At 74.4% G+C, this 20,251-nt stretch carries 21 protein-coding genes and 1 pseudogene; 14 read left to right on the top strand and 8 right to left on the bottom strand.

Going from position 1 to position 20,251, the window contains the following annotated elements:
• Positions 1 to 113 precede the first annotated feature (113 nt).
• A complete protein-coding gene (locus MOX02_RS08450; protein ID WP_147025362.1) occupies positions 114 to 1,448 on the top strand; it encodes a patatin-like phospholipase family protein in 1,335 nt (444 codons plus the stop codon).
• Positions 1,449 to 1,560: 112 nt separating this feature from the next.
• On the opposite strand, the gene MOX02_RS08445 is transcribed toward MOX02_RS08450, so the two are convergent.
• The gene (locus MOX02_RS08445) at positions 1,561 to 2,811 is read right to left on the bottom strand and encodes an FAD-dependent monooxygenase (RefSeq protein ID WP_238179733.1); all 1,251 of its coding nucleotides are present in this window, start codon (positions 2,809 to 2,811) and stop codon (positions 1,561 to 1,563) included.
• Between the two features lie 358 nt (positions 2,812 to 3,169).
• Between MOX02_RS08445 and MOX02_RS08440 the strand changes: the two genes are divergently transcribed.
• On the top strand, positions 3,170 to 4,141 hold the full coding sequence (locus MOX02_RS08440) for a quinone oxidoreductase family protein (protein ID WP_147025360.1): 972 nt from the start codon (positions 3,170 to 3,172) through the stop codon (positions 4,139 to 4,141).
• Positions 4,142 to 4,221: 80 nt separating this feature from the next.
• Here the strand turns inward: MOX02_RS08440 and MOX02_RS08435 are convergent, their stop codons facing one another.
• Positions 4,222 to 4,647: a tautomerase family protein gene (locus MOX02_RS08435; protein WP_147025359.1), complete on the bottom strand. Its 426-nt coding sequence runs from the start codon at positions 4,645 to 4,647 to the stop codon at positions 4,222 to 4,224.
• Positions 4,648 to 4,749: 102 nt separating this feature from the next.
• On the opposite strand from MOX02_RS08435, the gene MOX02_RS08430 reads away from it, so the two are divergent.
• The 3 genes and pseudogenes from MOX02_RS08430 (at position 4,750) to MOX02_RS08420 (ending at position 6,712) form a co-directional block, all read left to right on the top strand.
• A complete protein-coding gene (locus MOX02_RS08430; protein WP_147025358.1) occupies positions 4,750 to 5,610 on the top strand; it encodes a LysR substrate-binding domain-containing protein in 861 nt (286 codons plus the stop codon).
• 146 nt (positions 5,611 to 5,756) lie between these two features.
• Positions 5,757 to 6,408: pseudogene (pncA, locus tag MOX02_RS08425) on the top strand (bifunctional nicotinamidase/pyrazinamidase).
• A 97-nt stretch (positions 6,409 to 6,505) separates the two neighbouring features.
• Positions 6,506 to 6,712 (top strand): hypothetical protein, encoded by a 207-nt coding sequence (locus tag MOX02_RS08420; protein ID WP_147025357.1) that lies wholly within the window; start codon positions 6,506 to 6,508, stop codon positions 6,710 to 6,712.
• A gap of 22 nt (positions 6,713 to 6,734) precedes the next feature.
• On the opposite strand, the gene MOX02_RS08415 is transcribed toward MOX02_RS08420, so the two are convergent.
• The 3 genes from MOX02_RS08415 to rimO all read right to left on the bottom strand — a co-directional run bounded on the left by MOX02_RS08415 (position 6,735) and on the right by rimO (position 8,943).
• Complete coding sequence (locus tag MOX02_RS08415) at positions 6,735 to 7,202, bottom strand: ribonuclease toxin HepT-like protein (RefSeq protein WP_147025356.1); 468 nt, start codon at positions 7,200 to 7,202, stop codon at positions 6,735 to 6,737.
• A complete protein-coding gene (locus MOX02_RS08410) occupies positions 7,199 to 7,525 on the bottom strand; it encodes a nucleotidyltransferase family protein (RefSeq protein ID WP_170267740.1) in 327 nt (108 codons plus the stop codon). Before MOX02_RS08410 ends, MOX02_RS08415 begins: the two co-directional genes overlap by 4 nt.
• Before the next feature lie 62 nt (positions 7,526 to 7,587).
• Positions 7,588 to 8,943, bottom strand: a complete 1,356-nt coding sequence (gene rimO / locus MOX02_RS08405) for a 30S ribosomal protein S12 methylthiotransferase RimO (RefSeq protein WP_147025355.1) — start codon at positions 8,941 to 8,943, stop codon at positions 7,588 to 7,590.
• A gap of 374 nt (positions 8,944 to 9,317) precedes the next feature.
• Here rimO and pabB point away from each other — a divergent pair, with 374 nt between their 5' ends.
• From pabB to MOX02_RS08380, 5 genes are all read left to right on the top strand, one after another.
• The gene (gene pabB / locus MOX02_RS08400) at positions 9,318 to 10,700 is read left to right on the top strand and encodes an aminodeoxychorismate synthase component I (RefSeq protein WP_147025354.1); all 1,383 of its coding nucleotides are present in this window, start codon (positions 9,318 to 9,320) and stop codon (positions 10,698 to 10,700) included.
• Positions 10,697 to 11,338 (top strand): anthranilate synthase component II, encoded by a 642-nt coding sequence (locus tag MOX02_RS08395; protein WP_147025353.1) that lies wholly within the window; start codon positions 10,697 to 10,699, stop codon positions 11,336 to 11,338. The genes pabB and MOX02_RS08395 overlap by 4 nt, the downstream gene beginning before the upstream one ends.
• Entirely contained in the window at positions 11,325 to 12,167 is an 843-nt protein-coding gene (locus MOX02_RS08390) for an aminotransferase class IV (protein ID WP_147025352.1), read from the top strand. The genes MOX02_RS08395 and MOX02_RS08390 overlap by 14 nt, the downstream gene beginning before the upstream one ends.
• On the top strand, positions 12,164 to 12,601 hold the full coding sequence (locus MOX02_RS08385) for a DoxX family protein (RefSeq protein ID WP_373866726.1): 438 nt from the start codon (positions 12,164 to 12,166) through the stop codon (positions 12,599 to 12,601). The genes MOX02_RS08390 and MOX02_RS08385 overlap by 4 nt, the downstream gene beginning before the upstream one ends.
• A 189-nt stretch (positions 12,602 to 12,790) precedes the next feature.
• Positions 12,791 to 13,048, top strand: coding sequence for a hypothetical protein (locus MOX02_RS08380; protein ID WP_147025351.1), 258 nt, complete (start codon positions 12,791 to 12,793; stop codon positions 13,046 to 13,048).
• Between the two features lie 17 nt (positions 13,049 to 13,065).
• On the opposite strand, the gene mazG is transcribed toward MOX02_RS08380, so the two are convergent.
• On the bottom strand, positions 13,066 to 13,962 hold the full coding sequence (gene mazG / locus MOX02_RS08375) for a nucleoside triphosphate pyrophosphohydrolase (protein WP_147025350.1): 897 nt from the start codon (positions 13,960 to 13,962) through the stop codon (positions 13,066 to 13,068).
• Between the two features lie 827 nt (positions 13,963 to 14,789).
• Here mazG and MOX02_RS08370 point away from each other — a divergent pair.
• Positions 14,790 to 15,872, top strand: a complete 1,083-nt coding sequence (locus MOX02_RS08370; protein WP_147025349.1) for a replication protein RepA — start codon at positions 14,790 to 14,792, stop codon at positions 15,870 to 15,872.
• A gap of 176 nt (positions 15,873 to 16,048) precedes the next feature.
• Positions 16,049 to 16,756 carry an HTH domain-containing protein gene (locus MOX02_RS08365; protein WP_147025348.1) on the top strand — a complete coding sequence of 236 codons (708 nt, stop codon included), beginning with the start codon at positions 16,049 to 16,051 and terminating at the stop codon, positions 16,754 to 16,756.
• Between the two features lie 21 nt (positions 16,757 to 16,777).
• Here the strand turns inward: MOX02_RS08365 and MOX02_RS08360 are convergent, their stop codons facing one another.
• Positions 16,778 to 17,569, bottom strand: coding sequence for a glycosyltransferase family 2 protein (locus MOX02_RS08360; protein WP_170267738.1), 792 nt, complete (start codon positions 17,567 to 17,569; stop codon positions 16,778 to 16,780).
• A 405-nt stretch (positions 17,570 to 17,974) separates the two neighbouring features.
• The gene (locus MOX02_RS08355; RefSeq protein WP_147025346.1) at positions 17,975 to 18,256 is read right to left on the bottom strand and encodes a hypothetical protein; all 282 of its coding nucleotides are present in this window, start codon (positions 18,254 to 18,256) and stop codon (positions 17,975 to 17,977) included.
• A 331-nt stretch (positions 18,257 to 18,587) separates the two neighbouring features.
• On the opposite strand from MOX02_RS08355, the gene MOX02_RS08350 reads away from it, so the two are divergent.
• Entirely contained in the window at positions 18,588 to 19,865 is a 1,278-nt protein-coding gene (locus MOX02_RS08350; RefSeq protein ID WP_147025345.1) for an ATP-binding protein, read from the top strand.
• A gap of 13 nt (positions 19,866 to 19,878) precedes the next feature.
• Positions 19,879 to 20,241, top strand: a complete 363-nt coding sequence (locus tag MOX02_RS08345; protein WP_147025344.1) for a response regulator — start codon at positions 19,879 to 19,881, stop codon at positions 20,239 to 20,241.
• The last annotated feature ends 10 nt before the right edge of the window (positions 20,242 to 20,251 follow it).

Below are 20,251 nucleotides of genomic sequence, written 5' to 3'. Positions count from 1 at the left end.
CCGGCGCGAACCGCCTGGCATCCCGGGCACCCGTCGGCGAGGCCGGCCGAGAGGCCGGCGAAGGGAGAGCCCGGCGGGATTCTCGAGAGGGCTCGCATCCGAGGACCAAGCAGATGTCCGGACTGACCAAGCGGCACATGCTTCTGTGCACCGCGCTGGCGATGCTCGGCACGGGCGCCCCCCAGATGGCGCTGTCCGCGCAATCCTCGAAGCCCCAGGCCACCGCCCAGACGCGCCCGGATTCACGCGCCGAGACGCCGCGCGGGCCGGGCAGCGACCAGCGGGTCTCCTTCACGGCGGGCGAGGCCGCCGCCGCCCGGCCGGCCGGGCTGTCCGTTCCCGTGCGGATCGCGGGCGACGACGCCGCCGCCTTCCAGAGGCTCGTCGACGGGGCCTCCGAGGCCCGCGAGCCCTGGCTCGTCCTCTCGGGCGGGGGCGAAAACGGGGCCTTCGCGGCCGGCCTGCTCTCGGGCTGGACCGCGACGGGCGGGCGGCCGGCCTTCGGCGTGGTCACGGGCGTCAGCACCGGCGCGCTGATCGCCCCCTTCGCCTTCGTGGGCGCGGCCGGCGACCGGCCCCTGCAGGAGGCCTACACCACCATCACGGCGGCCGACGTGTTCGAGTTCGGCGGCACCAACGAGGCCCTGACGGACACGTGGCCGCTCAAGCGCCGCATCGACCGCACGGTGACGCCCGCGCTCCTCAAGGCGGTGGCGGCCGAGCACGCCAAGGGCAGGCGGCTCCTCGTGGCGACCACCGAGGTCGACACCGAGCGCCCGGTCCTGTGGGACATGGGCGCCATCGCCACCGCGGGCGGCCCGAAGGCGCTGGACCTGTTCCGCGCCATCGTGCTCGCCTCGGCGGCGGTGCCCGGCATCTTCCCGCCGGTGATGATCGACGCGGTCGCCCCCGACGGGAAGGCGTTCCAGGAAATGCACGCCGACGGCGGCACCACAGCCCCGTTCTACCTCGCGCCGGGCGCAGCCATCACGGGCGCGGCGCCGGTGCGGTTCCCGGCCAAGGCCGTCTACGTGGTCGTCAACAACAAGCTGACGCCGGACTTCCAGGTGGCGAGCCGCACGACGCTGAGCGTGCTCGGCCGCTCGCTCTCGGCGGCCATCAAGGCCCAGACCCGGGCGGCGCTCGCGCTGACCCGCGGCTTCGCCGAGGCGAACGGCATCGACGTGCAGGTCGCCGAGATCGACGGCCGCTTCGCGCAGACCTCGTCGGCCCCCTTCGACCAGGGCTACATGAAGGCCCTGTACGCCCACGGCGAGCGCCTGGGCCGGGCCGGCACCGCCTTCGCGACGCCCGAGGCGCTCGCCAAGGCGAACGGGGCGCCGAGCGACGACGCGGCGCTCGCCACCGGCTCGCTGAACCCGGCCCGGCCGGAGGCGCCGCCGGCACCCCGCGCGCAAGCCGGCTCGGCGAGCCTCGCCCGGCGCTGAGGCGGGCCGGAGAGCACCGTCCGCGGAAGCGGTCTCCGATTCCGCGCGAGAGAACGCCGCGTATTCAATCGGATAGAGCCCGTCCGGTGATCACAGGATCACCGGACCGGTCCTAGCGCTGCGCGTCCCGCCGCGCCCGCATCAGCTCCGGCGCGTTGAGCCGGGGCAGGACCCCCTCGCGCATCACCGCGCGGCGCAAGGGGCCGATCGTCGTCATGGCGAGGAGCCCCGCGCCGCGCAGCGCGTCGACGGGCAGGAAGGCCGTGAGCAGGCTCCGGTTGAGGGCGTCGACCGCGGCGGTGCGCAGGCCCGCGTCGAGGCGGCGCGCCCGCGCGAAGCCGGCGAGCGCCCCCCGCGCGCCGGGATCGCGCCCGTCCCGGGCCGCCGCCAGGACCGCGTCGCGCAGGGCAGCCGCGTCCCGGAGGCCGAGATTGAGGCCCTGCGCGCCGATCGGCGGGAAGACGTGGGCGGCCTCGCCGATGAGGGCGAGGCGGTGGGCGACGGGCGTCGCCACCGAGAGGCCCCGCATCGGCACGAGGCCGCGCGGCCCGTCGATCCGCATCGCGCCGAGCAGGCCCTGTGCCTGCCGCTCGACGGCGAGGGCGAGGCTCGCGTCGTCGAGGTCCGACAGCCGGCGCGCGGCCATCTCGCCCGTGACCCAGACGAGGCTGGAGCGCTGGCCGCCCGGCAGCGGCACCAGGGTGAAGGGCCCCTGCCGGGTGTGGAACTCCGTCGAGACGTCCCGGTGCGGCCGGGCATGGGCCAGCAGCGTCGTCACCGCGCCCTGCGGGTAGGACCAGTCGCGCACGCGCAGGCCGGAGGCCGCCCGCAGGCGCGAGCGCCCGCCGTCGGCTGCGACCACGAGGCGGGCGTCGAGGCGGCCGCCGTCCTCGAGGCTCAGGCGGGCGGTGGCCTCGCCGGCCTCGAAGCCGGCCGCGTCGCGCTCGATCAGGGTGAGGTTCGGGGCCCGGCGGGCCTCGGCGCGCAGGCCCTCCACGAGCCGGGCGCTCTCGACGTTCCAGCCGAAGGCGGGCAGGCCGATCTCGTCGGCCCGGAACCGGGCCGGCGGCGGCCGGAACAGGCTGCCGGTGTCGTCGACGATGTGCAGCTCGGCGAGGGGCGCCGCGTGCGCGCGCAGCGCGTCCCAGGCCCCGAGCGCGTCGAGGAAGCGCACCGAACCGTCGAGGAGGGCGACCGTGCGCCCGTCCGCCACCGGCGCGTGGCGCCCGACGAGGGCGGTGTCGATGCCCGCCCGCGCCAGCGCCAGGGCGGCCGAGAGGCCGGCCGCGCCCGCGCCCACCACGGCCACCGCGAAGGTCCGGGCCTCGGGCGGGGGCGGGGAGGCGGGCTGGGAATCGGGCACGGGCAAACATCCTCGCGCGGGCGGGTTTCGGGATGGACCGGGGGAGATCTAGGGGCGCAGGGAGCGTCTGTCACACGGGCGAGCCGGCTCGGGCCGGGGCGCGCGAGTCTGCACCCGCCGGTCAGCTGAGGGGTTCCGAGACCGGCGGGCGCAGACGACCGCTTCGCGGGGAGGCGGTCCGGGGCACTCTGACGCAGAACTGTCTAGAAATATACTGTCTTGGTCGACCGTACACAGAATCTGCTCTTTTCAGGGCGCTTGCCCGGAGGCCCTGCGGCAGGGCAGGGAGACGGCATTGCTGCGGCCCGCCCCGCCCTTATGTCGGGAGGGGCAAAGCGCCCAACGTCAGGAGCTCACGATGAAGGCGATCCGGGTTCACGAGTACGGCGGCCCCGAGGTGATGCGGTTCGAGGACGTGCCGCTGCCCGAGCCGGGACCGGGCCAGATCCGGGTGCGCCAGCGCGCGGTCGGCGTGAACTTCATCGACATCTACTTCCGCACCGGGGCCTACAAGGCGGCGCAGCTTCCCTTCACGCCCGGCAAGGAGGGCGCCGGCGAGGTGACGGCGGTCGGCGCGGGCGTGTCGGGCTTCAAGATCGGCGACCGCGTCGCCTACGGCTCGGCCGAGGGTACCTACGCGGAGGAGCCGGTGATCGCCGCCGCCGCCGCGGTGCACGTGCCGGAAGGGGTGGACGACGCCACCGCCGCCGCGATGATGCTGAAGGGCCTGACCGCCGAGTACCTGCTGCACCGGGTCTACCGGGTGAAGCCGGGCGACACGATCCTGTTCCACGCGGCGGCCGGCGGCGTCGGCCTGATCGCCTGCCAGTGGGCGAAGCATCTCGGCGCCACGGTGATCGGCACCGCGGGCACGCCCGAGAAGGCGGAGCTCGCCAAGGCGCACGGCTGCGACCACGTCATCCTCTACCGCGAGGAGGACTTCGCCAAGCGGGTGCGCGAGATCACGCAGGGCAAGGGCGTGCCGGTCGTCTACGACGGCGTCGGCAAGGCGACCTTCCCCGCCTCCCTGGACTGCCTGTCGCCGCTCGGCACCTTCGTGAGCTTCGGCTCGGCGTCGGGCGCGATCGAGGCCTTCGACATCGGCCTCCTCGCCCAGAAGGGCTCGCTCTACGCGATCCGCCCGACGCTCTTCACCTTCTCCAGCCAGCGCCCCGTCCTCGACGCGATGGCCGAGAACCTGTTCGGCGCGGTCCGGAGCGGGGCGGTGCGGATCCCGGTCAACGCCCGCTACCCGCTCGCCGAGGCGCAGCAGGTGCACCGCGACCTCGCCGGCCGCGAGACGACGGGCTCCACCGTGATGGAGCCCTGAGCCTCACGCGGTGAGACCGGCCATCGGCCGAGCCTCACCGGCGCAGGTCCGGGATCGGGCGCGGGGGGCGGGGCCGCCCCTCAGGCCGCCGGCACCGGCGGGACACCGAGCCGGCCCGCCACGAAGCGGCGCTCCTGCGTCAGGCCCCCGAAGCCGTAGGCGTCCGCGCTCACCTCCGCGACGTGCACGTAGCTCTCCGGGTGCAGGTCGCCGAGGAGGTGGCCCATCCCGTCGTGGATCGCGGCGAGGAAGGCTTCCTTCTCCTCCTTGGTGTTGGTGCCGTCGACGACCCGGATCTCCAGCCAGTAGCTCGACCGGCCCTGGTCGGCGAGGCTCGCGCCGCCGGCGAACCAGGCGGCGGGGTCGGCCCGCTCGACGAGCACGGCGGTGAGGTCGGCGCGCTTGCGCAGGATCTCGGTGGAGGCGCGCGCGGCGAGCGCGGCGACCGCCCGCTCCAGGTCCGGCACGGGATCGTGGGGGGCGACCTTGACGGTGATGATCGGCATGGGATGGCTCCTCTGTCGGTGGACATCCAGACCCTGCGCCCCGCCGCATCATTTGAGAAACGCGTTGTTGCACTCTCAGAGATTTGTGCTTGAAATGAAAGGATGCGCACCCTCGACCTCGACCAACTCCGCGCCTTCCTCGTCGCGGCGGACCTGAGGAGCTTCACGGCCGCCGGCACCTGCCTCGGCGCGACCCAGTCGGCGATCTCGCTGCGCATCGCGCGGCTGGAGGAGCAGGTCGGCCGTCGCCTTCTCGCCCGCACGCCGCGGGCGGTGGGGCTGACGCCGGACGGGGCCCGCCTGCTGCCGCACGCCCGCGCGATCCTCGCCGCCCACGACCGTGCCTGGACGGAGCTTTCGGGCGGGGAGGAGCGGGCGAGCCTGCGTCTGGCGGTGAGCGACCACGCGGTGGGCGGCCATCTGGCCCCGGCCCTGGCCTCCCTGCGGGCGGCACTGCCCCGGCTCGTTCCCGACGTGAGCGTCGGTCTCTCCACCGCGATGCGCGAGGCCTACGACCGCGGCGAGGCCGAGGCGGCGGTGGTCCGCCAGGAGGGGGAGCGGCGCGACGGCACGCCCCTGTTCGCGGACCCGCTCGTCTGGGCCGGCTCGCCCGCCCTCGACTGGAGCCCGGGCGAGCCGGTGCCGCTCGTGGCCCTGAGCGGTCCCTGCGGCGTCAAGGCCGCGGCGGTCCAGGCCCTCGACGCGGCGGGCCTGCCCTGGCGCCACGCCTTCTCCGGCGGCTCGGTCACGGCGCTCCAGGCCGCGGTGCGGGCCGGGCTCGGCCTCGGCCCCTTCGGCGCGCGCCACCTGCCGGAGGGGTGCGCGGCGCGCACGGAGGGTCTGCCGCCACTGCCGACGAGCCGCGTCGAGCTGCTGACGCGCCAGGACGCCCGCACCCGCGCCATCCTGGCGGCCGCCTTCCAGGCGGCGGGCGCGCCGCGCGAGCGCGGGGCGGGCACCTGAGCCGCGCAGGGCAGGGCGAGGATCCGGGCATCCCCCGATCCCGTGATCCCGTGTTCCGGGGATCGCAGGAGACGGGGATCGGAGGATCCGGGTATCCTGGGCAGACAACGAGCGGAGCCGGCGCCCGCCGAACAGGGGAGATCCCGGTGATCCTCGGGCAGAGCGACGCGCTCCTCGTCATCGACGTCCAGAACGACTTCCTGCCGGGGGGCGCCCTGCCCGTGCCGGAGGGCGACCGGGTGATCGCGCCGATCAACCGGCTGATCGGCCTGTTTCCCCACGTGGTCGTGACGCAGGACTGGCACACGCCCGGCCACGCCTCCTTCGCGGCCCGGCACCCGGGCAAGGCTCCCTTCGACACCGCGGCGATGCCCTACGGGACGCAGGTCCTGTGGCCGGACCACTGCGTGCAGGGGACGCCGGGGGCGGAGCTCGCCCCCGGCCTCGACGCGCGCCGCGCCGGGCTCCTGATCCGCAAGGGCCACGCGCCCGAGGTCGACAGCTACTCGGCCTTCCTCGAGGCGGACCGGACGACGCGCACCGGGCTCGCGGGCTACCTGCGCGAGCGCGGCCTCGACCGCCTGTTCCTGTGCGGCCTCGCCACCGATTTCTGCGTGCTCTGGAGCGCCCTCGACGCGCGGGCCGAGGGATTCGCGGTCGTCCTCGTCGAGGACGCGGTCGCGGGGCTCGACCGCGACGGCTCGGTGGCGCGCGCTCGCCGAGATGGAGGCGGCGGGCGTGGGCCGCGTCGCCAGCGGGGAGATCACCGGATCACGGCAGGACAGGATCCCGGCATGACGTGATCCCGGGATCAGGGGAGGCGAAGCGCCGCATCGCTCCGGGGAAAGGCGGCCGGAGACCCGCGTTGGTCCGGCAGGCCAACCCAGGAGACCGCATGTCGACGAAGCACCCCAAGACGGACCATCCGACCGACGCCGACCTCAAGGGCAACCCCGGCATCGGCACCTCGAAGGGCATGACCATGTCCGGCGGCGACCCGGAGGATCTGGAGGCGGATTCGACCTTCGAAGGCGACGTCGAGAACGAGACCACGCCCGAAGGCGGCGTCGACCCGAACCATCGGCCGCGCAAGAACGCCTGAGCCGGGCGCCGCCTGCCGGCCCTCACGGCTCCATGACGGCGCGGAACCGGCGGAGGGCGGCCGGCAGGCGGTCGCGGATCAGGGCGGCCGCGGCGAGCGCCCGGCCAGCCTCCTCAACGCGAAAATTGTTGTAATTCTTTCGGGCAACGTGCCGGAAGCGACGCGTCTCATCGACGGCCCGCGCCAGTTCCGGGTCGAGGAGAGCCGGGCGCTCACCGGGCAGGTCCCGGCTCACGCGCCGGACAAGATCCGCGTGGTAGGCGGCGCCCACCGGCTTCTCCTCCCCCAGGATCTCGAGAATGCGCTCCAGGCTGCCCTCGAGCGAGGTGTAGCCGGACTGCATGGCCTGCAGCAGGGCCATCCGAGCCTTGTACGCCTCGAGACCGTCACCCTCGAACCCGCCGACCCTGTCGATCTCGACGGCACGTGCGAAGTGCGTCACGGCCCAGTCGGCGTCGTCGAGCACCTCGATCCAGCGCGCGTCGCTCATCCGAGCACCATCGCCTGCGGGAGGATCCTCTCGGCGAACGCCGGCGTGCACCAGGCGAGGGGCAGGATATCGGACTCGATGCCGCTCGCAGTGCAGAGATCTTCCGCGAAGCGCCAGGCGTCGGCCTCGACCTCGGGCGGGAAGTCGAGGAGGAGGTCGACGTCGCTGTCGTGGCGCATGGTGCCGCGGGCGGCCGAGCCGTAGAGGAGGAAGCGGCCCCCTCGCTCCCGGGCGAAGGCATGCAGGCGCGCCGACAGGGCAACGACGGCCGCCTGACGGCTCTCAGCCGCGTCCGCCTTCCTGCGCGCGAGGGTTCGATACACGGGCCGGCTCCCTGGCGCCCGCCGCGGCGGGCCGGCGGATGCTACCAGAACCGCGGTCTGCCCTAAACCACGCTCCCGCGCAGGTCGTAGGCGTCCGCCGCCTCGATCCTCACCGTGACGATGTCGCCCGGGCGCACCGGGCGGCGGGAGGCGACGTGGACGGCGCCGTCGATCTCCGGCGCGTCGTACTTCGTGCGGCCCCGGGCCAGCCCCGCGCCCGCCTCGTCGATGATGACGGGCAGCCGCTTGCCGATCCGGGCCTTCTGCAGGCGCAGCGACACCGCCTGCTGCGCCTCCATGAAGCGGCGCTTGCGCTCGGCCTTGACCTCGGGGGGCACCAGCGCCGCCACGTCGTTGGCGACCGCCCCCTTGACCGGCTCGTACGCGAAGCAGCCGACCCGCTCGAGCCTCGCCTCCCGGATCCAGGCCAGAAGCTCCTCGAACTCCGCCTCGGTCTCGCCGGGGAAGCCCACGATGAAGGTCGAGCGGATGGCGAGGTCCGGGCACGTCTCCCGCCAGCGGCGGATGCGCTCCAGCTGCTTCTCCTGGTTGCCGGGCCGGCGCATGCGCTTGAGCACGCTCGGGCTCGCGTGCTGGAGCGGCATGTCGAGGTAGGGCAGGACACGCCCCTCGGCCATCAGGGGGATGACCTCGTCCACGTGCGGGTAGGGGTAGACGTAGTGCAGCCGCACCCAGGCCCCGAGCTCGCCGAGCGCGCCCGCCAGATCCGCGAAGCGCGCGCGCACCTCGCGGTCGCGCCAGGGGCTCGCCGCGTAGCGGGTGTCGACCCCGTAGGCGCTGGTGTCCTGCGAGACGACGAGGAGTTCCTTGACGCCGGCCTTCACCAGCTTCTCGGCCTCGCGCAGCACGTCGCCCGCCGGCCGGCTGACGAGGTCGCCCCGCAAGGACGGGATGATGCAGAACGTGCAGCGGTTGTTGCAGCCCTCCGAGATCTTCAGGTACGCGTAGTGCCGCGGCGTCAGCTTCACGCCCTGCGGCGGGATCAGGTCGAGGAAGGGGTCGTGGGCGGGCGGCACCGCCTCGTGCACCGCCGCCACCACCGACTCGTAGGCCTGCGGGCCCGTGACGGCGAGGAGGTTCGGGTACCGGTCGCGGATCTCGTCGGGCTGCGCGCCCATGCAGCCCGTGACGATGACGCGCCCGTTCTCGGCCATGGCCTGGCCGATCGCGTCGAGGGATTCGGCCTTGGCCGAATCGAGGAAGCCGCAGGTGTTGACGATGACGACGTCCGCCCCGTCGTGGCGGCGCGACAGCTCGTAGCCCTCGGCCCGCAGATGCGTGAGGATGCGCTCGGAATCGACGAGCGCTTTCGGGCAGCCGAGGGAGACGAAGGAGATCCGCGGCGCGGCGGCCTTGCTCGTCGGGTCGGGCGTCTCGGGCGACGGGGAGGCGGTCATCGGGAGCCGGGAAACGGCGCGGCGCGCAAGTGCCGGCCGGGAGCCGGACCGGCCGCGCCGGGCCTCGGGAGGTGGGATTCGCGCCCTCCTATAGCGGCATCGGCGCCTCGGCGCGAGCCTGCCCGAGGCGGGGGCGGCCTGCCGGCGGCGCGGGGCTCGACCGAAGCTTTGCCGTTCGGCATCAGGGCTTTGCGCGCCGTCGCGCAAGCACCACCTGAAGGGGAGGGCGGCCCCAGCGATGCGCTGGCGGCGGATCCTCCCCGCGCGGGGCGTCACCGCGCCCGGCTTCCCCCGCGGCATCGCCTGTGCGACGCGTGTCGCGAGGCGGGCCCCGGACGAGGCGCCGCAGACAGGCCAACGACCGTATTCGCCCCATGTGGACCGTCGAGATCCCGTTCATCGATCCCGTCGCGGCGGCCGAGCGCCTCGCCCCCCTGGGCGCGCTCGCCTTCCTCGACAGCGCGATGCACCACGACACGCTGGGGCGGACCTCGACCGTGGCGGCCTCGCCCTTCGGGCGGTTCCGCTACCGGGACGGGCGCGCGAGCCTCGACGGGCGACCCCTCGCGGGCGGGCCGATCGCGGCGCTCCGGGCCTGCCTCGCCCCCTGCCGCCTGCCGGCGGGCGCGTCCTTCCCCGGCGGCGCCATCGGCTACTTCGCCTACGATCTCGGCCAGGCGCTGGAGCGGGTCGACCGTCCGGCCCGCCGGGCCGGGCTCACCGACGACATCGCCCTCAACCTCTACGACACGGTGCTGGCGATCGACCACGAGGCCGGCACCTGCCGGCTCGTCGCGACGGGCCTGCCCGAGACGGATCCCGGCCGGCGGGAGGCCCGCGCCCGGGCGCGCCTCTCGGCCTTCGCGGACGCGCTCGCGACCCCGCCGCCACCGCGGCCGGCGCAGCCCCGCGACAAGCTCGCGTGGCACTCGAATTTCACCCGGCAAACTTATGAACAGGCTGTCGAAAAGGTCCGCGACTACATCCGCGCCGGCGACATCTACCAGGCGAACATCGCCCAGCGCTTCACCGCCGCCCTGCCGCCGGGCTTCGATCCCTTCGCCCTCTACCAGCGGCTGCGCGAGACGAACCCGGCGACCTTCGGGGCCTATCTCGCCTTCGAGGGCCTGTCGGTGGCCTCGAGCTCGCCGGAGCGCTTCCTGAAGCTCGACGGGCGCCACGTCGAGACCCGCCCGATCAAGGGCACGGTCCGGCGCGTGCCCGACCCGGAGGCCGACCGGGCGCTCGGCGAGGCGCTCCAGGCCAACGCCAAGGAGCGGGCCGAGAACATCATGATCGTCGACCTCCTGAGGAACGACCTGTCGCGGATCTGCGAGCCGCACAGCGTGCGGGTGCCGACCCTCTGCGGCCTGGAATCCTACGCCTCGGTCCACCATCTGGTATCGGTGGTGACCGGCACCCTGCGGGAGGGGCTCGACGCCCTCGACCTCGTCGCCGCGACCTTCCCCGGCGGCTCGATCACCGGCGCGCCGAAGCTCAGGGCCATGGACATCATCACCGAGATCGAGGGGGACGCCCGCGAGATCTACTGCGGGGCGATCGGCCGGATCGGCTTCGACGGCTCGCTCGACACCTCGATCGCGATCCGCACCGTCTTCATGGACGAGGCGACCGCCGTGCTGCAGGCGGGCGGGGGCGTCACCCTCCTGTCCGAGCCCGGCCCCGAATACGAGGAGACGCTGACCAAGGCCGCCCGCGTCTTCCAGGCCTTCGAGCCCGTCGATCCCCCGCAATGATCCTCGTCATCGACAACTACGATTCCTTCGTCTTCAACGTGGTGCGCTACCTCGAGGAGCTCGGCGCCGAGGTCAGGGTCGCGCGCAACGACGCCCTCGACGTGGCCGGCATCCGGGCCCTCGACCCCGAGGCGGTCGTGGTCTCGCCGGGGCCCTGCACCCCGGCCGAGGCCGGGATCTCGCTGCCGGCGATCCGGGACCTGTCCGGCTCGGTGCCGATCCTCGGGGTCTGCCTCGGCCATCAGGCGATCGGGGCGGCTTTCGGCGGCCGGGTCGAGCGGGCGCAGCGCCCGCTCCACGGCCAGGCGACCCCCGTCTCGCACGAGGGCAGGGCGCTGTTCCGGGGCCTGCCCGCCCCCATGCAGGTCGGGCGCTACCACTCCCTCATCGTGACGCCGCAGCCCGGGATGGAGGAGCACCTGAGCGTCGACGCGGTCTCGGCCGAGGGCGAGGTGATGGCGCTCTCGCACCGGACGCACCCGACCTGGGGCATCCAGTTCCACCCGGAATCGGTGCTGACCGAGAACGGCCACGCCCTGTTCGGCAACTTCCTCGGCCTCGCCCGCGACTGGCGGCAGGGCGGGCGAGGGGGCGCTCCCCTCGGACACGCGCGGGCGCCCGGCGATGCTGTGGCTTGACGGGCGCCTCAGCGAGGGGCCCGTCCCCTTCGATCTCGCCGACCGCGGCCTCACCCTCGGCGACGGGGTGTTCGACACCGCGCTCGCCCTGAACGGGCGCGTCGCCTTCGCCGAGGCGCACCGGGACCGGCTCGCCGCCTCGGCCGAGGCGCTGGGCTTCCGCCTCGACCCGGCCCGGATCGAGCAGGCCATGCGGGCGCTCGCCGAGGCGCTCGGCGGCGGCCCAGTCGCGATCCGCACGACCGCCACCCGCGGCTCCGGCCCGCGGGGCCTGCGCCCGCCGGCCGAGCCCCGCCCGACCCTGTTCGCGAGCGCGGCCCGGACGAGCCCGGACCTCGCCTTCGCGCCCCTGCGGCTGCGCCCGACCGGGATCGCCCGCAACGAGACCTCGCCGGCCTCCCGCCTGAAGACCCTCGGCTACCTCGACGCGGTGCTGGCGGCGGGCGAGGCCGCGGCGCAGGGCTTCGACGAGGCCCTGTTCCTCAACACGCGCGGGCGGGTCGCCTGCGCCGGCACCGGCAACCTGTTCGCCCTGTTCGGGGACCGCCTCGTGACGCCGCCCCTGTCGGACGGGGTGCTCGCCGGCATCGTCCGGGCGGAGCTGCTGCGGCTCGCGCCCGGCCTCGGCCTCGTGCCGGAGGAGCGCTCCCTGACGCTGCCGGAGCTCGTGGGCGCCGAGGCGGTCCTCCTCACGAACTCGCTGCGGCTCGCCGCGCCCGTCTCGGCCATCGGGGAGGCGGCCCTCGCGAGCGCCGCCCACCCGGCCGTCGCCCGCCTCGCCGACGCCCTGCGGCGGCGGGTCTCCGAGGCGTGCGGGACGGCGCCGTGACGGGGCAGGGGACTTCGGAGGAGATCCCGCGGCGCCTCCGCCCGGCCCTGCGCGCCGCCCTCGTCCTGCTCTACGGGCTCGTCGGCGCCGTGCACCTCGCCGCGCCCGAGCGCCTGATGCCGATCGTGCCGGACTGGGTGCCCGCGCCCCGCCTCGTCATCCTGCTCACGGGCCTGTGCGAGATCGCGGGGGCGCTGGCGCTCCTGACACCTCGGCTCAGGCGGGCAGGGGGCGCCGGGCTCGCCCTCTACGCCGTCTGCGTGGTGCCGGCCAACATCAAGCACGCGGTCGAGGGCATCCCGGTCGAGGGACTGCCGGGGAGCTGGTGGTACCACGGCCCGCGCCTCGCCTTTCAGCCGGTGCTGGTCTGGGCGGCGCTCTACGCCTCGGGGCTCCTCGACTGGCCGTTCCGCGGGCCCGCCGCCGGCGGGTAGGGCGCCCCGGCCTCGCCGGATTCCCGGAGGAGAGGATCCTGTGAGGCCGGGATCCCGGGATCATCGGATCCGGGGATCCCGTGAGGACGACGTCCCGGAAAGGACTTTTCCGGATTCGCGAGAGGCCGCCTTAACCGCGGGCGGCGCCCGCCGTCGCCCTGCCACGCGGAGTCTGGTACGGTTCCGCGCATGCCGAAGACCCGCGCGCCGGATCGGACGAACCTTGATCCCGCCGCGGCGCCGCCCGCGCAGGCGGATGTCGAGCGCGCCATCGAGGCCGCGCTACAGCGCCTGCGCCCGCGCTGCCCGGCCGAGGCGGGGAGGGCGCCCACCAAGGATGTACCCGCCAAGAATATACCCGCCAAGGACCTGGCCGACAGGGCCGCGACGGGGAGCGCGAGCCGGGCCGTGAAGCCGGCGGGCCGCGCGCGGAAGAAGGGCGGCTGAAGCCAGGCGGCGCGACCTCAGCCCGCCGTCCCGCCGCCCAGGCCGCCCTCCTCCCGCTTCACCGCCGCCCAGGCCGCCTCCATCGTGGCGAGGTCGCAGTCCGGCAGGCTGCGTCCCTCCCGGCCGAGCCGCTCGGCCATGGCGCCGAAGCGGCGCTCGAACTTGGCGTTGCCCCGGCGCAGGGCCTCCTCCGGGTCGACGCCCGCGTGGCGGGCGAGGTTCGCCACGGCGAAGAGCAGGTCGCCGATCTCCTCGGCGACCGCCTCGGGGGCGCCGGCGGCGAGCGCCTCGGCCACCTCGTCGGTCTCCTCGCGCACCTTGGCGACGACCGAGGCCGCGTCCGGCCAGTCGAAGCCGTAGCCGGCCGCCCGGCGCGAGATCTTCTCCGCCCGGGCGAGGGCGGGCAGCGCCCGGGCGATGCCGGCGAGCGGCGCCTGCGCCCGCGCGCCCTCCCCGCGGGCCGCGCGCTCCTGCGCCTTGATGGCGCTCCAGAGCCGCTCGATCTCGGCCGGGTCGCGCGGGCGCTCGGCGTCGGGCAGGAGCCGGCCCCGCCCGTCGAAGACGTGGGGATGGCGGCGCACGAGCTTGTCCGCGATCGTGCCCGCCACGTCGTCGAAGCCGAACGCGCCCGCCTCCTCCGCCATCCGCGCGTGGAAGACGACCTGCAGCAGCAGGTCGCCGAGTTCCTCGCGCAGGTCCTCGAGGTCGCCGCGCTCGATCGCGTCGGCCACCTCGTAGGCCTCCTCCAGCGTGTAGGGAACGATGCTCGCGAAGGTCTGGGCGACGTCCCAGGCGCAGCCGCACGCGGGGTCCCGCAGCTCGGCCATCAGGCGCAGGAGCCGGCCGAGCGGGGCCTCGCCGGGCGCCGGCTGCGATGTCGGAGGCGGACCGGGCTGGGACGTCGGCTGCGGCATGGGGGCAGGGCTCCTCGGCGCGCGGGCGGAAGGGAGGGCTCGGAGGCGGCGTGCCGGGGCGCGAGGCCGGCCGTGCCCGGACGCTCTTACGGCAGCGGACCCGCCCATGCACCCGTGCGGGGCGCCGCGCGAATGGGGGAGAACGGGCCGGATCGCTCCCGCTCTGTGGAGAAGGGCGGTATATTCCCTTCATTCCCATTGGAAAAGGCGACGCTCGTCGGGTGTTCGCTGAAACGAACGAGGGCAGACCCCCTTAGGAAACCTATCAGGAAGGATTCTCAGAGAGTCAGTTCAGCAGACTATATGGTGTCCGGGAAATCCCTTTCATGACAGCGGGTTGAGCCATGCTCGCGCATCGGACTCTGCGTGGATGCGCATACGGGTCTGCGTGGACCCGCATCGGATTCTGCGCGCCGATCCAGGCCCGGCGCATCGGATTCTGCGCGGCCGCGCATGCGATTCGGCGTGAATTCCGTGGGCGGGCGGTGGAGAACGGGGACAAGCCCGGGCCCGGCCGGCGTATCGAACTCTGCGTGGGCGGAAGCCGGATGCGCGGGCCCGTATCGAACTCTGCGCAGGGCCCGGCCGCCGCCCGGTCAATCCCCCTGCCTCCCGCGATCCCCTCGCCCGGGGAAGCGTGAATATCCGGGATAAACCCACCGATCCGCCGCGGCCCGGGCCACCGGGCGGACTCCGGGTCTGCGAATCGTGCCAAGGATCGCCTCGCAGGGTCGCCCTGGAGGATCGCCTCGGGGATCGCGGAGCGGATCCCGTCCGGGGCCGCCAGGCGCCGGGGCCATGAGAAGCGAGGGACGTTCGGGACGGGCATGGGGATCGAGGACAGACTGGCCGGCATCCGCGACGCCGACCTCCTGGCGGAGGTCGAGGCGGCGCGCGGCGGCTTCCTGTTCGGCCAGATCGTCGAGCACATCCTGCACCGCCAGCGCGAGCGCGACGCCGCCGCCTCCCAGCGCGACGCTGTCGAGAACCGGCGCGCCCGCATGGGCCGCGACCAGCGCCGCCGGGACGCCGTCCGCGAGGTCATCGAGAACGAGCCCGCGGGCCCGGAGAACCTCCAGCACATCCACTCGGTGCTGGCGCTCTGCGGCCTGCCCTACCGCGATCCGGGGCCGGTGCGGGAGTTCTTCCGCGAATACGGCCGCAACACGCTGAGCCTCGTGGCGGGCCGCCTCAAGAGCCCGCTCACGGGCGAGATGGAGCCCCAGGGCCTGCCCTACGGCCCCAAGGCCCGCCTCGTGCTCCTGCACCTCTGCACGGAGGCCGTGCGCCAGCGCAGCCCCTCGATCGAGGTGGCCCAGTCGCTCTCCGGCTTCATGCGCGAGATGGGCTTCGCCGTCACCGGCGGCGAGCGGGGCACGATCCGCCAGTTCAAGGAGCAGCTCAACCGGCTGGCCGCCTGCACCATGCAGATCGGCCTCTGGGACGGGGAGGCGCGGGCCCGCACCCTCAACGTGCCGCCCTTCCGCAGCCTCGACCTCTGGCGCGGGGCGGGCGGGGAGGGCCTCGCCTGGTCGAAGACGGTGGAGTTCCACCAGGACTTCTACGACAACCTGATCCGCCACGCCCTGCCCGTCGACATCCGGGCGGCGCGGGCCTTCTCGGGCTCGGCGCGCAAGCTCGACCTCCTGTTCTGGGTCGGCTACCGCCTGCGCGCCCTGCAACGGCCCCTGCGGCTGACCTGGGACAACCTGCACGGCCAGTTCGGGGCCGAGAACGCCAGCATCCGCAGCTTCCGCCAAGCCTTCAAGGCCGACCTCGCGCATCTCTGCGAGGTGTTCCCGCGCCTGCCGCTCGCGCTCGACGACAACGGCATGACCCTCCAGCCCGCCGACCCGAGCGCGCTCCTCGTGCCACCGCGCGCGGCCAGGCCGCAGCCGAAGCGAGCCTGAAAGAATACAGGGAATATCTCCGCCCGGAAGAGGCTTATCCGGTTCGTCCCGGGACGAACCGGGCCGGGGCGATCCCGCATCGTCGCGCGTCCATCGTTCGGAACTCAGAGAATAACCGGCTTGCCGATCCTCATCCCCAGGTCTATTCCCTATGCTGCACGGAATAGGAGCGGCGGATGTTCCCTTCGGAGGCCGAGATCGAGGAGCGGCTCGCGGCCCTGCGGCGGCGGCGGGAGGCCCTCGACCGGCTGATCGCCGACCACGCCCTCTATCTCGAACTCGGCCGTCGCCTGCGCGGCCCCGGCCCGCGCGAGGGTAACCCCTTATCGCCCGAGCACGATCCCCCGCCCGAGAACGGCCCCGAGGCCGCGGCCGGGCCGCTGGCCGCACCGGCCCCGCGCCCGTCCCCGGAGCCTGACCCGGGAACGGACCCTGCGGCCGAACCCGCCCGGCCGGCGGAGCGCTCGCCCGCGGAGGGATCGGCCCCGCTCGCGGAGACGCCGGCCCCGCCCGAGCCGGCCGGGGACGAGGCGGTCGGGCCCGAGGAAGGCGGGTTCGAGAACGGCGGGCCGGAGGAACCCGGGTTCGGCGGGGGCGTGGCGGAGGCCGGGCCCGCGGCGCCCCTCGCAATCCCGTTCGAGGAGGATCCGGTCGCGGCCCGCCGCTACGGGCGCGCGCTCGTCGCGGCGGCGGTGGCGGCGCTCGAGGAGGCGGGCCGGCCCCTCCACGCGGGTGAGATCCTGGAGCGGATCGGGCGGCGGGGTTTCACGCTGCCCGGACAGGATCCGGTCGCGGCCCTCAACACCCGCCTGTGGAAGCGCTCCGGTCCCGGCGGGCCGGTCCGGCGCCTCGGCGAGGCGGTCTACGCCCTGCCCGAGGCGTGAGGCCCGGCGCGCGCCCGGGGTTCAGCGCCCCTTGCGGCCCTTCAGGAACAGGGCGAGGCGGTAGGTGCGCAGGCCCGCGATGGTCGAGGCGACGAGGAAGCCGTAGAGGCCGCCGGTGATGTGCCGCCGCACGAGGTAGTATTTCAGGAAGATCGTGAGCGGCTCGACGCAGATCCGCAGCAGCGTCGGCAGGCGCGGCTTGCTGATCTCCCGCGCCTGCATCCGGAAGTAGGCCGCGTTCTTCTCGATCAGATGGCCGAGCGAGCGGATCGACTGGTGGTAGATCGGCGCCCGGATCCGCCCGCGATGGGGCGGCGCGAGCTTGATCTCGTCGAACACGCTGCTCTCGGGGAAGCGGCAGCGGGTCCTGTCGTAGAGCCGCACGTAGGTGTGGTAGTCGGCGAGCGGGCGGGGCCGCTCGCGCTCCGGGTAGACGTGCTTGATCGTGAAGGCGAAGCCGTGGATCTCCGGCGGGATCGGCCGCGACAGCAGGTCGATCAGCTCGGCGCGCACGGGCTCCGGCAGCCACTCGTCGGCGTCGAGGTTGAGCACCCAGTCGTGGGCGGCCGCGTCCTCGGCGAAGCGCTTCTGCTGGCCGTAGCCGGTCCAGGGGTTGAAGCGGCAGACGGCGCCGAGCCGCCCGGCCAGCGCCACGGTGTCGTCGGTGCTGCCCGAATCGATCACGACGACCTCGCGCGCGATGCCCCGCACGCTCTCGATGCAGCGCCCGATCCGGTCGGCCTCGTTCTTGGCGATGATCGTGCAGGAGACGGCGACGGGAAGTTCGCGGTCCGGCCGCGTGGGCGCGTGCATGGGCTGTCCGAGGGCCTCCGCGGGCTCGCGCCGCCGCCGCCGCCGCTCCGCCGGGGGAAGCGCCCGGGGGCAGGGCATGGCGGGCAGAGGCTTATAGAGGCTCGGCCCGCCCCGGCCTAGGGGCGGGCTCAGGGGGAGCGGGCGCGGCGATGGCGGGGTGAGGATGGCCGGGGCCGCGGGAAGTCCGGCGGTGCGGGAAGTCCGGCGGTGCGGGAAGTCCGGCGGTGCGGGCGTGCGGGTTCGCCCCGCCCGCACTGCCGGGCCCGAAAACCGCGCCGGCCGGCGACTCCCGCGCGGGTCTCGAAGGTCAGGAAACACCCGCGCCCGTGCCCCGGCCAGGGGAATAAAGGCTTAGACCCGGATGCGCCGGCCCCGCGCTGCCGGCGCCCGGGGGGTGGGCCCGTCTCAGTGCAGCCGCGCGGGCGTCTCGGCCGGCGGCGCACCGCCCGCGGCCCCGAAGCCCAGCGCCTCGGCGGCCTGGCAGATGCGCAGCTCCGCCTCGACCGCGCGGGCCTCGGCCGCCTGGCAGGCGCGCGCCTGCGCGGCGAGCTCCTCCCGCAGCCGGCGCGCGCTCGCCTCGGCCGCGCGCGCCTCGGCCTCGGCCCGCTCGGCGCGGGTGTTGGCGGCGCGGACGTGGTCGACCACGCGGGAGAGGAGGGCGAGCAGCGTGTGTGTGCGGGCGCTCATCGGGCGTCTCGGACCTCTCTCGATCGCGGGCCGCGGGCCCTCGGGAACGGCCGAGCTTGTGCCACGCCGGAGCGGCCGATGTCACCACCTGCGGTCGCATCCGGGATCGGCGCGCCGCCGCCGTCCGGCGGCCCGGCGCCCGGGCGCCACGCCTGCGCGAACGTATTCGGCCGGGCGGATCCGGCGCGGCCTCAGAAACGCATCAGTCCTGCCCGCTCGGCCGAGCCAAGAGCCTCAGCCGATGCACGTGGAGCATTGCCTTGTGCTTCCGCTTCGTACCCTATGAACGTTCCGATTCTTGAGCGCTGCTCTTCACCGACAGGGGGGTCTCGTGATCGAGTTCCTGCGCAAGCTCTGGGAGGTGGACAGCCTCGCGCCGCACGGCATCTGCCTGCTCTGGCGCCCGGAGCTGATCTGGACACACGTCGTCTCCGACACGCTGATCGCGCTCGCCTATTTCTCGATTCCCGGCGCGCTCGCCACCTTCGTCTCCCGCCGCCCCGACGTGGTGTTCGGCTGGATGTTCTGGTCCTTCGCGGTCTTCATCACGGCCTGCGGGGCGACGCACCTGCTCGCGATCTGGACCCTGTGGGTGCCCGATTACGGGGTCGAGGCCCTGGTCAAGGCGGTGACGGCGCTGGCCTCCGTCGCCACCGCCATCGCCCTGTGGAAGCTCCTGCCGCAGGCTTTGGCGCTGCCCTCGCCGACGCAGCTGCGCCGCGCCAACGAGGAGCTGCAGGCCCGCATCCTGGAGCGCGACCGGGCGCTCGCCGCCCTGGAGCAGGCCACCGCCGAGCAGCAGCGCACGGAGGCGCTGCTGCGCCAGTCGCAGAAGATGGAGGCGATCGGCCAGCTCACGGGGGGCGTCGCGCACGACTTCAACAACCTGCTCAACGTGGTCCTGGCCAATCTCGAGCGGGTGGAGCGCCGCCTGGCCCCGGACCACCCGCTGCTCGCCCCCGTTCGCGACGCGATGACGGGCGCCGAGCGCGCCGCGGCCGTGACCCACAAGCTCCTGGCGTTTGCCCGCAAGCAGCCGCTCTCGCCCGTGAACAGCGACGTGAACGGCCTGATCGGCGCCTTCGCCGAGCTCCTGCGCGGCACGATCGGCCGGCAGATCCGCCTGGAGACGGACCTCGCCCCCGGCCTGCCGCCGGTCCACATCGACCCGAACCAGTTCGAGAACGCGATCCTCAACCTCGCCGTCAACGCCCGCGACGCGATGCCCAAGGGCGGCGTCCTCACCCTGGCGACGCGGGCCCTGCGGCCGGAGGAGGGGGCGGGCCTCGCGGGGGGGCCGGCGGCGGAGGGGCTCGTCGTCGAGGTGCGGGACACCGGCGCCGGCATGTCGCCGGAGGTCGCCGCCCGCGCCTTCGAGCCGTTCTTCACCACGAAGCCCCTCGGCCAGGGCACCGGGCTCGGCCTCAGCCAGGTCTTCGGCTTCACCCAGCAATCGGGCGGCAGCGCCGTCATCGTGATCGGGCCGCAGGGCGGCACCACCGTGCGGCTCCTGTTCCCCGCGCGGCCCGCGCCCGCTCCGGTGCAGGCCGGGAAGCCGGCCGAGACGCCGGCCGCGCTCCCGGGCGGCCTGTCCTGGGCGGCAACCTGAGGTGGGGGCGCGCATGACGGAGCGGCCGAGGATCCTCGTCGTCGAGGACGAGACCATGCTGATCGAGGTCGTCGCCGCCGAATTGGAGGAGGCGGGCTACGAGGTCGTGACCGCGCTCACCGGCGAGGCGGCCGCGGCGATCCTGGCCGCGCGCCTGCCGATCGACCTCCTGTTCACCGACATCCGCCTGCCCGGCGACCTCGACGGCTGGGCCGTGGCCGAGCACGCCCGCGCCCTGCAGCCCGGCCTTCCGGTGATCTACGTGACGGGCTACAGCGCCGAGGAGCCCCGGCAGGTGCCCGACAGCCTCCTCGTCATGAAGCCCTACCGCCCCTCCGCCATCGTCCAGGCCGCCCGCCGCCTCGGGGTGGGCTGAAGGCCGGGGG

This window comes from Methylobacterium oxalidis (genome assembly GCF_007992195.1).
Classification (GTDB): Bacteria; Pseudomonadota; Alphaproteobacteria; order Rhizobiales; family Beijerinckiaceae; genus Methylobacterium; species Methylobacterium oxalidis.
Note: the sequence above shows the minus strand (reverse complement) of the source record. Positions and strands in the feature narration are given on the sequence as shown.

What these genes read in the sequence shown, in the direction of transcription:
- MOX02_RS08435 (WP_147025359.1), bottom strand. Translation starts at nt 4,647, where the DNA reads ATGCCGATCATCACCGTCAAGGTCGCCCCCCACGATCCCGTGCCGGAC.
- MOX02_RS08365 (WP_147025348.1), top strand. Translation starts at nt 16,049, where the DNA reads ATGTTCCCTTCGGAGGCCGAGATCGAGGAGCGGCTCGCGGCCCTGCGG.
- MOX02_RS08360 (WP_170267738.1), bottom strand. Translation starts at nt 17,569, where the DNA reads ATGCACGCGCCCACGCGGCCGGACCGCGAACTTCCCGTCGCCGTCTCC.
- MOX02_RS08440 (WP_147025360.1), top strand. Translation starts at nt 3,170, where the DNA reads ATGAAGGCGATCCGGGTTCACGAGTACGGCGGCCCCGAGGTGATGCGG.
- MOX02_RS08450 (WP_147025362.1), top strand. Translation starts at nt 114, where the DNA reads ATGTCCGGACTGACCAAGCGGCACATGCTTCTGTGCACCGCGCTGGCG.
- MOX02_RS08420 (WP_147025357.1), top strand. Translation starts at nt 6,506, where the DNA reads ATGTCGACGAAGCACCCCAAGACGGACCATCCGACCGACGCCGACCTC.
- rimO (WP_147025355.1), bottom strand. Translation starts at nt 8,943, where the DNA reads ATGACCGCCTCCCCGTCGCCCGAGACGCCCGACCCGACGAGCAAGGCC.
- mazG (WP_147025350.1), bottom strand. Translation starts at nt 13,962, where the DNA reads ATGCCGCAGCCGACGTCCCAGCCCGGTCCGCCTCCGACATCGCAGCCG.
- MOX02_RS08395 (WP_147025353.1), top strand. Translation starts at nt 10,697, where the DNA reads ATGATCCTCGTCATCGACAACTACGATTCCTTCGTCTTCAACGTGGTG.
- MOX02_RS08355 (WP_147025346.1), bottom strand. Translation starts at nt 18,256, where the DNA reads ATGAGCGCCCGCACACACACGCTGCTCGCCCTCCTCTCCCGCGTGGTC.
- MOX02_RS08345 (WP_147025344.1), top strand. Translation starts at nt 19,879, where the DNA reads ATGACGGAGCGGCCGAGGATCCTCGTCGTCGAGGACGAGACCATGCTG.
- pabB (WP_147025354.1), top strand. Translation starts at nt 9,318, where the DNA reads ATGTGGACCGTCGAGATCCCGTTCATCGATCCCGTCGCGGCGGCCGAG.
- MOX02_RS08390 (WP_147025352.1), top strand. Translation starts at nt 11,325, where the DNA reads ATGCTGTGGCTTGACGGGCGCCTCAGCGAGGGGCCCGTCCCCTTCGAT.
- MOX02_RS08380 (WP_147025351.1), top strand. Translation starts at nt 12,791, where the DNA reads ATGCCGAAGACCCGCGCGCCGGATCGGACGAACCTTGATCCCGCCGCG.
- MOX02_RS08415 (WP_147025356.1), bottom strand. Translation starts at nt 7,202, where the DNA reads ATGAGCGACGCGCGCTGGATCGAGGTGCTCGACGACGCCGACTGGGCC.
- MOX02_RS08430 (WP_147025358.1), top strand. Translation starts at nt 4,750, where the DNA reads ATGCGCACCCTCGACCTCGACCAACTCCGCGCCTTCCTCGTCGCGGCG.
- MOX02_RS08370 (WP_147025349.1), top strand. Translation starts at nt 14,790, where the DNA reads ATGGGGATCGAGGACAGACTGGCCGGCATCCGCGACGCCGACCTCCTG.